Annotated in this window: 4 protein-coding genes; all 4 read right to left on the reverse strand. The window is 64.3% G+C overall.

What is annotated here, in order from left to right; translation table 11 throughout:
• Positions 1–133: 133 nt before the first annotated feature.
• From EP376_RS09145 to EP376_RS09160, 4 genes are read right to left on the reverse strand one after another with little or no spacing between them, the layout of a single operon-like run.
• Positions 134–775: a 4'-phosphopantetheinyl transferase family protein gene (locus tag EP376_RS09145; RefSeq protein WP_127655242.1), complete on the reverse strand. Its 642-nt coding sequence runs from the start codon at positions 773–775 to the stop codon at positions 134–136.
• Positions 772–5,406, reverse strand: a complete 4,635-nt coding sequence (locus EP376_RS09150; protein WP_127655243.1) for a MupA/Atu3671 family FMN-dependent luciferase-like monooxygenase — start codon at positions 5,404–5,406, stop codon at positions 772–774. The genes EP376_RS09145 and EP376_RS09150 overlap by 4 nt, the downstream gene beginning before the upstream one ends.
• On the reverse strand, positions 5,406–6,401 hold the full coding sequence (locus EP376_RS09155) for a glycosyltransferase family 2 protein (RefSeq protein WP_127655244.1): 996 nt from the start codon (positions 6,399–6,401) through the stop codon (positions 5,406–5,408). The genes EP376_RS09150 and EP376_RS09155 overlap by 1 nt, the downstream gene beginning before the upstream one ends.
• Complete coding sequence (locus EP376_RS09160) at positions 6,398–12,802, reverse strand: type I polyketide synthase (protein ID WP_127655245.1); 6,405 nt, start codon at positions 12,800–12,802, stop codon at positions 6,398–6,400. The genes EP376_RS09155 and EP376_RS09160 overlap by 4 nt, the downstream gene beginning before the upstream one ends.
• Positions 12,803–12,840: the final 38 nt, after the last annotated feature.

Below are 12,840 nucleotides of genomic sequence, written 5' to 3' on the forward strand. Positions count from 1 at the left end.
GAATCTGCACATGTCTATGCCACACCCTTGCCCCAATTTAGCCGATTACTTGCCCGGATTCCACGAACCATCCGGGCAGATGGGGAAACGATGCGTTGCCGATATCGAAATCACCGCCATGTTTTCGCCGCAATCAGCGCTTTGGCAAGACCACCGCCGCGACGCATAGTCCGCCATCGATGATCAGGTGCCCGCCCACGACGGTTCCCGCCGCGACCGGCCCTGCCGAGCGGTCAAGCTCTGCGGCAAAGCGATTGCCGTCCGAATCGAGCCGGATGCGCATATCCTGAAAATCCCAGATCGCCCCCGCCAGCGGATAAAGCGCCTTGTAGGTGGCCTCCTTGGCGCAAAAGATCGCCCGCGTGCGGCCCCGATCAACCTGTTCGTCCGGGGTCAGCACCGTTTCGATCGCATCAACGGGCAACGGCGCATCGGGTTCGATGTCGACCCCCACGCCCAGCACGTCTTCGGAGGATGCGACGAGGGCGATCGCAAATCCGGCCGCATGGCTGATGCTGCCCACTATGCCCCGTGGCCATTGCGGGGCGCGATCCGCGTCCATCGGAATCGAGACACCCGTCATGCCCAATTGGGCAAGGGCCTGGCGCGCGGCCGCCCGGCCTGCCGCGAATTCGGCGCGACGTGCCGGAACGGCCTTCGCAATCGCGGCGGCCTCTTCCCCGGTCAGGGGGGCGCTGTCCGAAATCGAACGACAGACAAGCACGCAGCCGGGCCCGACGGCCTGTTCCAGACGAGCAACAGCCGACAGTGTCACGCGTCCTGCATCCGTCTGGCGCGCAGGACCTTGCGCCGGGCCATGGCATCGGATCGGGCCGCGGCGCGTGCTGCTGCGCCGTCCATCGGCCGGACAGGCGTCAGAGACGGCTGCGGCGCCGGTGATTCATTATCAACCGGTTGCGTCGCAGCCTTGCGCTTGCGGCTGGCCACAGGAGCGGCGCCGCCGAGAAGGGCCTCGACATGGGAGGCCAGCGCCCCGAGTGTCGTGTGCCGGAAAATATCCGTGATCCCCAGACGCGACACACCGAGGCTGTCGCGAATTTCGCGATGGGCCTGCACCGCAAGCAGGGAATGGCCGCCGAGGTCGAAGAAATTGTCGCGCGCGCCCGGCGTCGGAACACCCAGTATGCCCGCCCAGATCGCAGCCAGCGCATCGATCGTCGAGACGCTCGCCTCCGCATCGGGGGACAGAACGGGAGCCGTCGCAGGTCGTGCTGCCGGGGCGCGCGGGCCGGGTTGCGGCAGGGCCTTGCGGTCGACCTTCTTGTTGGGCGTCAGGGGAAAGGCATCGAGCGCGATCACCCGGGCGGGAACCATATGCGCGGGCAAATCCTTGGCCAGCGCCTGTTTCACGACCTGTTCGGTGGGACTGTCGGTCCCGGTGAGATAGGCGACAAGCTGTTCTGACCCAGCCTCTCCCAGCGCCACGACAACGGATTGCGACACACCGGGAAGCGCGTCGATCGCGGCCTCGATCTCGCCCAATTCGATCCGGTGGCCGCGCAGTTTGACCTGATGATCGGCACGACCCAGGAAATCGAGGGTGCCGTCGGCCTGCCATCGCGCCAGATCGCCAGTACAATACATCCGCCCCGGCGCAAAAGGATTGGGGCGGAACCTGTCTTCTGTCAGATCGGGTCGCTGCCAATAGCCAAGCGCAACGCCTTCGCCACCGATCCACAATTCGCCCACCTGACCGGTGGCGACGGGTTCGAGCCTCTCATCGAGGACATAGACCTGCGTATTGGCGATCGGCGAGCCGATCGATGCGGTTCCCTCCGCGTCGCGAACGGTCTGGGTCGTCGACCAGATCGTCGTCTCGGTCGGGCCATACATGTTCTCGATCCGGGCTTTTGTGGCGGCCGATAGATCACGCACGAGCGCACCGGGAAGCGCCTCGCCGCCGATCATCAGGTGTCGGATGCGGCGCAGGGCTGCGCGGCTTGCATCATCGCCGACAAGCATCCGGGCCATGGACGGCGTGCATTGCAGATGGGTCACGTCGTGCCGTTCGATCTGCGCCGCGATGGAGAAATCGTCATCTGCGGGTGCGCTGTCCTCGTTGGACAGGGCGCACACCTTTGCGAGCGGCCGCAATCCATCCAGCACGGTCTGCGCCCCGATGCCATAATCGATCAGGCAGGCGACCTCCGTGACCCCGATGGCCTTGACCTGTTCAACCCGGTCAAGCGCATCGTCGATCGTCCCGAACAGGCCGGAGTCGTTGAAATACCTCTCGAATGCATAATCGAGAATGCCTTCAAGCTCCTCTGGCTCCAGTGACCCGAGATCGAGCTGGAACGCATTGTCCACGCCCTTGGGCCGCTTGAAGGCGGGAAACGCCCAGGCGTATTGCTTGATCAGACCGGCGGCGGAGCGCAGGTAATCCTTCATCGGCTCGCGCGCGGTCTCCCGCGCCTCGTCGCGCGTGGCAGCAAGGTAGGTGTGCAGCATCAGCGTGACGGAAAAATCCTGCGGGTCGTGACCCGCCTCGCGCAGCGCGGCGTGATAGATCGCGATCTTTTCGCCCACCTCGTCGACCGACTGACCCAGCAGATGGGTCAGGACATTCGCGCCAATGCGTCCCGCCTCGGCCCAGGTTTCCGGATTGCCCGCCGTCGTCACCCATATCGGCACCTCCTTCGAGACGGGCCTTGGCTGCGTCACAAGCGTATGGATCGACCCATCCGCCCGGGGGAAGCCCACCTCTTCGCCGCGCCAGAGGGCACGGACCTGTGCGATCGCCTCGGACATGGCCTCCTTGTTGCGAGGCGGCGCGTTCTCTGGCCGAAGGACGAAATCATCCGGCTGCCAGCCAGAGGCGATAGCAAGCCCGGCACGCCCGTTCGTCAGGTTGTCGATGACGGCCCATTCCTCGGCGATGCGCGCCGGGTGGTGAAGGGGCGCGACGCAGCTGCCCGCCCGAACCCCGATGTTTCGCGTCACGGCGGCGACGGCGGCACCGGTGACCGACGGGTTGGGATAGGGTCCGCCGAAAGCATGGAAATGCCGTTCCGGTGTCCAGACGGCGGTGAACCCGTTTTCATCGGCGTATTTTGCCCCATCGAGCAAAAGGCGATACTTGTCACGCCCCTCGCCATCGTCATTGCCCCAATAGAACAGGCTGAAGTCCATCCCGCCGATCCGCCGCCCGCCGCCCGCGGACACCATCGCCCGGCTCTCATCACCTGACATGACGACGGTCACGCCACGCGCCAGCGTCCAGAACAGTTCGAGCACCGAGATATCGAAGCTGAGCGATGTAACGGCAAGCCATCTGTCGCCCGCGTCATGCGGTATGCGCTCATCTATCCCGGCAAAAAAATTCGCCACGTTGCGATGGCTGATCATCACGCCCTTGGGCCGCCCGGTGGAGCCCGAGGTATAGATCATATAGGCCAAGTCCTCCGGTCGGGGGCCATCGGATACGGCCGTTTCCGGGGCATCGTTCAGACGCGGGTCGTCGATCAGAACCACCACCGCCTCATGTTCCGGAAGCACGTCTTGGGTCTGGGCCTCGGCCAGAATGGCGCGGGGCGCGCTGTCTTCGACGTAAAGGGCGATGCGGTCCCTCGGGTAGGCGGGATCAAGCGGCACATAGGCCGCGCCCGCCTTCTGGATGGCCAGCGCCCCGATCACGAGGTCCGCCGATCGGCTCAGACACAGCCCGACGCGATCGCCACGCCGGACGCCTTCGGCCCTCAGAACGTGGGCAATCCGGTTGGCCCGCGCCTCGACCTCTGCATAGCTCAGCGCCCGATCTTCGAAGATGATCGCCGTGGCCTCGGGCTGCTCCGCGGCGCGCGCGGCGATTAATTCCGGGATCGTCGCCTCACGTTCAAACTCCCGTTCGGTGCGGTTCCAGCCCTGTAGCAGCGTCTCGAGTTCCGCCGCGTCGGGAAGGGGCAAGTCAGAACAACCGGCCTCGTCATGCCCGGCAAACCAGGACAGCGCGGTGCCAAGCCGGGCTGCTACAAGGGCGACGCCGTCCTGCGACAGGCGTGCCGGGTCGGGGATCAGGCGGGGCGCACCGCCGTTCCAGTCGAACGTCAGGGCGGCACCCGCAACCGCGCCCGTGCCATTGGCAAGCGCGATGTCGGGGATGGTCGGTGCCTCGCCTGCGATACGAAGCGGCAGATCGGCCGCAAAGCCCGGTCTTGCAGAGGCCCGGTCAAGTTCATCGGCGAAACGGGCCCGCGCCTGAGCGACCGAACCGTCGGGATCGAACCGGACGGGCACCCAATCGCAGACAAAAGGTGTCGCCGAGGGCCGTGCCAAAGCAAGATCGACCGGCCCGCCTGCAAGTCTTGCAAAGATTGCACCAAGCGCCGCGAAGACCCCGATGCTATCCGGCCTGCCGGCAAGATCGACTGTCGTCTCATGCCCGCCCGCGCCGGTCAGCCCGATCCGGGCCGGAACCAGCGCCTTCAGGCGCCTGTTCCAGAACGGCTCTGCCCCAGCGACAAGTCGCATCTCGTCCGTCAACGCCTGCCGCGCCGCGGGATCGGGCTGGTCGAGACTGTCACCCGTCTCAGGCTTGATGGTACCGTTCAGGTATTCCAGCCCATGAAGGAAGATGGCGCCATCGGCACATGCGACAGTGATCCCGTCGTCCCCGGCCTGAAGAACAGTGCCCGGCGCGCCCGCTCCCGCCGCGATCTCGGCCCCACGGGCGCAGATGATCTGCCCCTTGTGCAAGACCTTCGGCAAGGTCAGCGGATTGTCATAGGCCCCATGATCAAGGGCGCGCAAAAAGGCCGCGACCTTGGCGGCGCTTAGGTTGAAATCAATCAGTGCGGCAGCCTCTGGCCGGTCAGCGCGGCCGAAATAGCTTCGCCGCGACAGATCCTGTTCTACGACGTTCGGCGCACCCGAGGTCAGTTGCGCGATCACGGTGGCAAAGCTTTCGATGCCCGCCGCATAGCATTTCGCATTCAGCGAAAAGGCCGTCTCGTTTTCTGCGATCTCGACCGCTTGCGACGCAAGGATGCGGCCTTCGTCGACGCCACCCTCGATCAGATGCCACGTCACGCCATGGCGCCCCTCCCCGTTCAGGAGGGCCCAGACCGGCGCATTCAGCCCGGCATAGGCAGGCAACGGGCCATCATGGAAATTGATTGCGCCAAGGCGAGCCGTTGCCAGAACCTCATCGGGAATGATCGACAGGTTGGCCGCCGACACGATCCAGTCGAAACCAACACCGGCGATACGGTCAGCCAGACCCTTGCCCGGGGCGATGACATCAAGGCCCGAAGTCGCCGCCCAGCCTTTTACGTCGGGGTCGTCCGAGACGACGCCGGAGATCCGGTGGCCGGCCTCGAGCAGCATCCGCCCGCATTGCACCGTGAGCGATTCATGCCCGATCAGCAGAACGGAAAAGGTGGCCATCAACTGGCTCCTTTCAGGTGTGGTGAGGGCCGGTGCTCAGAACGCCGGCCCAGGAAGGCGGACATATCGTGCCGGATAAGCGTCAACAGGAAACCGGGCGGATCGACGGGCTTCTGCCCCGAAAGAAGAGCCCTCAACCGGTGAACGAGCCCACCCGCCACATGGGCAAGCGTCGCGATCGCCGTGTAGGCGGGGCCGTGGTTCTTGCGGAAATAGTAGAAGCGCGAGTCGAACCAATAGTCGGGAACGCGGCGCCATTCCTTCATCCGGGTCGATGCCGAACCGATATGCGCAACACGGCTTTCGGGCACGAAATGAACCTCGTGTCCGGCACGACTCGCACGGCGGCACAGATCCGTCTCCTCAAAATAGAGAAAGAATTCCTCGTCAAAGAGACCAATTTCATCAAGAACGGATTGGCGCATCATAAGGCTTGCCCCGGCCAGCCAATCCACACGGCCCGCCGTTTCAGGTGTGGGCACCGGCACCTTCGCATCCGAGAGCAACCGCGAGACCGGACCAAAACGGCAGGCGCCTTCGAATTCGCTGGCGATCGAGGGGAACCTGAACGTCGTGAGATGCGGCGCGCCGTCTGGTCCGTGGATGTAGCTTCCGGCAAAGCCGGCCCTTGGCGTCGCCTCGAGGTAATCGCGCAGCGCCGTGATGGCATCGCGCGCCGGAAAGGCATCTGAGTTCAGGACATAGACATAATCGGGTTTGGTCGTGTCCGACAGACCGCCGCGAATGCCGACGTTGTTGCCTGCCCCAAATCCCCCGTTCCGGTGGGATTGCACGACACGCACCCTATCCCATCCGCGATCCGCGACATGGGAGGCGATCTGTTCGTAGGACCCGTCGCGACTGTCATTGTCGACCACCACGATCTCGCCGTTCAGGCCTTCCATCGCGAGGTGCGCGGCCTCGATCGACTTGATCGTCATCGCCGGCGTCCGCCAGTTGAGGATGATCGTCAGGATGCTGGGCCCGCCGGTCATTGGGCGGCCTCTTCTGTCGTCCAGTCCGGCAAGGATCGTGACGGACCAGATGCCTCGGCCGCCTCGAACAGGCGCCGCATCCGGGCGGCCAGCACGCGCACGTTGGGTTCGAGAACCATGGAATCGTGATCGCCCGGAACCTCGATCACCTGAATGTTGGGCGCAAATCCGGTCCAGTCGTTGTCAGGAAGGACATAGGCGCGTTCAGACGAGATCCATTTGCCCGGCGCCACCTCCCAGCGGCCGACAAGCGGCGGCCGGAACAGGGTCAGCGGCCCATCCCAGGCCGAGACCTCGTACCGTGCGATCGCATCGTAGAAAGCGGCCTCGATCCTCGCATCGTGGAACTGGGCCGCTGCGGTTTCGTCGGTGGCCTCCATTGTGATTGACCCGAGTTTGTCGCGCAGTTTCCCCGCGACCCAACGGAACGGATAGGACGGCCCCTGCGCCTTGAACTCGAGAACATGGATCATGTTCTTGTCCCGGCGTGACAGCGGTCGGCGCTGCGGCAGGGGGGTGTCGAGCATGACCAGAACATCCACCCGTTCGCCCGCATCCTTCAGCTGGCGTGCGATGTCATAGGCGGTGATCCCGCCGCCGGAAAACCCGCCGATCATGTAAGGGCCCGATGGCTGGATCTGGCGCATCTCGGCGATCATGTCACGGGCAGCTTCGGTCAGGTCGCGGTGCGGCTCCACTTCGCCGAACAGGCCCTTGGCCTGCAGCCCATAGACCGGTCGGTCAGTTCCCAGAAGATGCGCAAGATGACGCAGGTTCAGAACGTTTCCGAACATGCCCGCAACAAGGAAGAACGGCGCGAGCGGCCCGCCCTCGCCCTGATGCATCGGGACAAGATGGGTAAACCGACGTTCCGGAGGCTTGGCAGTCGAGGGCGCAGCCTCGGCGCCGTCATCTGTCCGGACGCCACGTTCGGCGAGAAGCGCGGCACAGGACCGGATCGTCGGCGCCTCGAACAGGACAGAAATCGGGAAATCGACGCCGAAGGCCTTCTTAACCTTTGCGAAGAGCCGGACGGCGATCAGGGAATGTCCGCCCAGATCGAAGAAACTGTCATTGACCCCGATCTCCGCCACACCGAGTAAGTCCCCCCAGAATTCGGCCAGCTTCTCTTCGATGGCGTTCTCAGGCGGGGCATATTCGCTATCCAGTTCCGGGCGGTCGAAATTCGCCCCGCTGGACCTGTCATCAGCGCTCCCCGCTTCGGCTTGTCGCGTCAGCGCATCAAGGTCGAGGGAACTGACGATGACCTGACTTTGCCCGCCCGCCATGGCGCGCAGAAACAGCTCTACCCCTTCATCGGCGCGGATGCCTTGCGTCAGATTGTGCTTGAGCCGCTGTTCTGCTGCCGACAGCGGGCGAGGCGCATCAGGTGCACCAGGGCTGACGGGGGCGGCAAAGCTCAGCGCGCCATCCATCTTGCGGATCGAAAAGCCGCGTATCTCGGCGCAGATGGCACCGTCGGCCGTCGTGATCGTGATATCGAAGGTGGCGGTCTGGCCATCGGCGCGATTGTCGCCGGAATTGCGAACCCAACTGACAATGTCGCCCGGAAGAGCCCGGTAGATCCGGACGGAGTGATACGACACCGGCACCCAAAGATGATCGGGCGCATAGCCCGAGATCAGATCCATCGCCCAGCCGGTGGCAAGGTCCATCAGGGCCGGATGCAGGGGCCATTCATCGCCGATCGCGGCTTTGGGCAGGCGCAGATTGGCAAGTCCTTCACCCTCGCCCAGCGCGACCTGTTGCAGAACCCGCCAGCGGGGCCCGAAATCAAGATGCGCTTCCTGTGGGGAGACAAGTGTCTCACCCGGCGGGGCAGCACGGGTTTGGGAACACCTTGCGCCGATCTCGACCAGATCGAGCGAGGGCGGGGGCGCCATCGGCAGGAGGTCGATCTGCCCCTCGGCAACCCGTTCGGCTCCGGCGCCTTCGGGCTGAGTGTCGATCAGGAAATCATACCCCGTTTCCGTCCGGGGCAACGTGACGCGGAGTTTCGATGTCTTTCCATCGCCGACCCGAAGCGGGCGGAGGAAATTCATGTCTCGCAACTCGAAGCAGCCACCCTCGCCCTGCGCGGCCAAAGCCTGGGCCGCGAGGCTCAGATATCCAGTCCCCGGCAGAAGCGCGTCGCCGGCTTTCGTCCGGTGTTCGTCGAGGATCCACTGATCCGTCGAAAGCGTGCCGGTAAAGATCCGGTTGCCCTGATGATCGAACGAAGCGCCTTGCAGCAAAGGCTGCGTGACGGGCTCGACCGGCTGAGGGGCCATGCCGACCCGCGCCTGCATCGCATCGGCGGCCATGCCGACATCGGACCAGATACCCCAGTTGATCGCCACGACGGATGTCTTGTCCTGTGCGCGCGATTTCGCATAGGCGTTGAGATATTCGTTCGCCGCAACATAATCGACCTGCCCGGCAGGCGCGGTGACGGTCGAACTGGATGAAAACAGCGCGATCCATTCGACCGATCCGTCGGGAAACAAGGCATCAAGAACCTGCGTGCCATGGATCTTGGGTGTAAAGACGTCTTCGATCGCCATCGGGTTTTTGGACAACAACGGCGCGTCGTCGATCACGCCCGCGGCATGCACGATCGCCCTGACCGGCCCCAACTCGGTTTCGATCTGAAGCTTTGCGTCGCGCATCTCTTCGATGTTGCTGACATCGGCGGCAACCGTCAGGACACGCCCGCCCGCCGCCTCGATCCGCTCGACAGCCTCCATCCGGCGCCGAAGCCGATCCCCTGGAGCAAGACGTGCGATCATGTCGCCCCATGAGGCCCGCTCCGGCAACGTGCTTCGCGACACAAGCGCGATCCGCGCGCCAAATCGCCGGACAAGTTCTTCGGCCACCGTCAGCCCGATCCCGCCGAAACCACCGGTGACAAGAACCGTGCTGTCCGGGGCCAGCATCAACTCAACCTCACCCTCGAACGGCAGCTTACGGTAGGACAGTTCCAGCCGCCTGTCGGATCGGTGCGCCGCCACGGTGTTTGCCGGCGTCGCCAGCAATTCCTCGAGGACGGTCTGATCCAGACCTGCCTTGGCCGCGCCGGGTTTGCCGGCTCCGATATCCAGCACGGCGCAGGTATAGCCGGGCAATTCGCGCGGTATCACACGGGCGGCACCCATCACCGTTGATTTCTCGGGATAGGGGAGCGGCTCGGCCCGCGCCTGCATCATGTCGGATGTCACCACGACGATATGCGGCGCGACAGTGGGCGCCTCTTCGCCAAGGGCCTGCGCAAGGTGGAACAGCGACCAGAAGCCCTGCTCCTGCGTCCGGTGAAAGAAGCTTGATCCCGGGCGATGGCGTTCATCCGCCGTCACGAGCCAGAAATGCCCGATCCGGTCGGGCAGAAGGTCCCGTAGGGCAAGGTCCCGGATCAGCGCATCATATCCGGCCCGGCCATGTTCGGGTGCAAGGGCGAACTCATGATCGCCAAGCGCGATAAAGGCGTCGCCTGCACGCACGGTCACAACGGTCTGGCCCGCTTCTCTCAGGCGATCCGCGGCCCGCGCGGCAAGGCCCGTATCGTCGAGGAAGACCAACCACTTTTCATCTGGAAGACGGGAAAGCCCGCCATCCACGTCATGCACGCAATCGGCGTAGCGCGGCGTCCAGACCGGCGCATAGCGCCACTCGGCCGGATCGTTGCTGCGCATGAGCCATGCCTCTGCACCGATCTCCCCCGGCTCCTGCCGGTCGATGAAATAGCGGCTTCGCTGGAAGGGGTAGCTGGGCAGGACAACACGGTTCCGCCGCGCATCGCCCCAGATCTGATCCCAGTCGATGCGCCCACCCATGGCCCAGACGCGGCCAAGCATCGCCATGAAATAGGCATCGTCGGCGATATCGTCCTTTGGATGTCGCAACGACCCGATGACCTGGTTGGGCAAGATGGACCCATGCTGACCGGCAAGCGATGACAGCGCCTTGCCCGGACCCACCTCGATATAGATGCGGTCAGGTCGGGTCGCGAGCCATGACAGACCGCCTTCGAAATCGACGGTATTGCGCAGATGGCTCACCCAGTACTCCGGATCGGTGGCCTCTGCCGCTGTCAGCGGTTTGCCGGTGCGGTTGGAAATGACAGGCAGTTCGGGCGCACTGAGCGTGATGCCGCGAAGGTAATCACCGAATTCGGTGAGGATCGGTTCGAGCATCCGGCTGTGGGCCGCGATATCGATCGGAATGATCTGGCAATCGATGTCCTGCGCCTCGAGGCTTTTCGCCAGACGATCTAGCGCGTCGCGCGGCCCGGTGGCCACGCTCAGACCGGGCGCGTTGATCGCAGCCAGATCCAACTCCGGGCCCAGATGTTCGCGCAGGGCCGAAGCAGACAACGCGACCGACAGCATACCGCCGGGCGGCACGGTGTCGAAGAGCCTGCCCCGCAGATGAACGAGGCCGATGCAATCCTCGAAACTCATGACACCGGCCAGACATGCGGCGGTGTTCTCGCCCATGGAGTGGCCGATCAGGGCGCCGGGGGTGACACCCCAGCTCATCCAGAGGCGCGCCAGCGCATATTCGACGATCATGATCAGCGGAAGCTGGATCGACGGTTTCCGCAGACGTTCATCGGCCAGTTTCGCTGCCTCGGCACTGTCGGGCAGCCAGAGGGCGCGGATGTCGTAATCCAGCTTGGGTTCGAGGATGTCGAGGCCCCGATCCATCCAGTCGCGGAATTCGGGCTCCGTCTCGTATAGATCGCGGGCCATTCCCGCGTATTGCGCCCCACCGCCGGGAAACATGAAGACGGGGTCCGGGTCCTCGGAGACAACGGTATGGGTGAACACCCGGCGCGGATCGTTCTGTTCCAGCGTTTCGGCCGCGGCTCCATGGCTGTCGGCCACGACAACCCGCCGCTTCTCAAAAGCCCGGCGCCCCTCCTTGAGGGTGAAGGCCACGTCGGCCAGCGGCTGTTCGGGATGGTCGCGCAGATGTGCAGCAAGACGCCCCGACGCTTCGTCAAGCGCGGTCTTGCTCCGCGCTGACAAAGTCAGAAGCTGAAACGGCCAGTCGCTTTGACCCGAGGCGGCCCGTTCGGGCGCCTCTTCCAGAACGACATGGGCGTTGGTGCCCCCGACACCAAGGCTGTTCACGCCCGCCCGCCGGGGACCCGGCCCGGCCGGCCATTCGGTCAGGCTGTCATTCACCCGAAATGGCGAGCCGTCGAATGCGATCGCGGGATTGGGTTTCTCGAACCCGATAGAGGGCGGCATCTCGCGATTATGCAGCGCCAGCGAGGCCTTGATCAGGCTGGCAACACCGGCCGCGGTATCAAGATGCCCGATGTTCGTCTTGACCGACCCGATGCGGCAGAAATCCTCGGCATCGGTTGTCCGCCGGAAGGCATCGGTGAGGGCCGCAACTTCGATCGGGTCGCCCAGATAGGTGCCCGTGCCATGACATTCGACATAGGAAATGCTGCGCGCATCGATGCCAGAAATCGCATGGGCCTCGGCGATCGCATCGGCCTGACCTTCGACCGAAGGGGCCAGATAGCCGGCCTTGGCCGCCCCGTCGTTGTTGACGGCCGACCCCTTGATCACGGCCCAGATATGATCGCCATCGGCAATGGCATCCCGCAACCGGCGCAAGGCCACGACGCCGACACCCGACCCGAATACCGTGCCCTGCGCGCGGTGGTCGAAGGCATGGCATGCGCCGTCGGGCGACAGGATCTCGCCCTCCTTGAAGACATAGCCCCGGGCATGTGGCAACTCGATCGTCACGCCACCCGCCAGCGCCATGTCGCATTCTCCGTTCAGAAGCGACTGGCAGGCCTGATGCGTGGCCACGAGCGATGTCGAGCAAGCCGTCTGGATGTTCACCGACGGGCCCTGAAGGTCGAAGATGTGGCTGAGCCGGGTCGAGAGGAAATCCTTGTCGTTCCCGCTGTGACGCAGAAGGAACATCCCCGTTTCCTCGACCAGATCCCGGTTCGAACAGATGTTGAAGTAGAAATAGCTGCCCATCCCGCAACCGGCGAACACGCCGATCGGGCCCGGAAAGGTCTCGGGCATGTGGGCGGCGTTTTCCATCGCCTCCCACGCTGTCTCAAGAAACTGGCGGTGCTGCGGGTCCATGATCGCCGCTTCTTTCGGGGAAAACCCGAAGAATTCGGCGTCGAACCTGTCGAACCCGTCGAGGAGTGCGGCGAAGGGGACGTAGTCATCCCGACCGATCAGATGCGGGGCCTCGCCCGCCTCGCGCAGTTCCTGCTCCGACAGCTTGCGGATTGCGGAACGGCCGTTCCTCAGATTATCCCAGAATACGGAGATATCGGCCGCACCCGGAAGATGCGCGGCCATACCCACGATTGCGACGTCCCATTCGCCGGCGGCATCCAACGTTGTCGCCTTGCTCATACCCTACACCCGGTTACCTTCCGCTCTGTTTCCAATAT

It is taken from the genome of Alexandriicola marinus (assembly GCF_004000435.1).
Taxonomy (GTDB): Bacteria; Pseudomonadota; Alphaproteobacteria; order Rhodobacterales; family Rhodobacteraceae; genus Alexandriicola; species Alexandriicola marinus.

Bases quoted from the DNA above. Each gene is read 5' to 3' on its own strand.
- EP376_RS09150 (WP_127655243.1), bottom strand. From the start codon at position 5,406: ATGGCCACCTTTTCCGTTCTGCTGATCGGGCATGAATCGCTCACGGTG.
- EP376_RS09155 (WP_127655244.1), bottom strand. From the start codon at position 6,401: ATGACCGGCGGGCCCAGCATCCTGACGATCATCCTCAACTGGCGGACG.
- EP376_RS09160 (WP_127655245.1), bottom strand. From the start codon at position 12,802: ATGAGCAAGGCGACAACGTTGGATGCCGCCGGCGAATGGGACGTCGCA.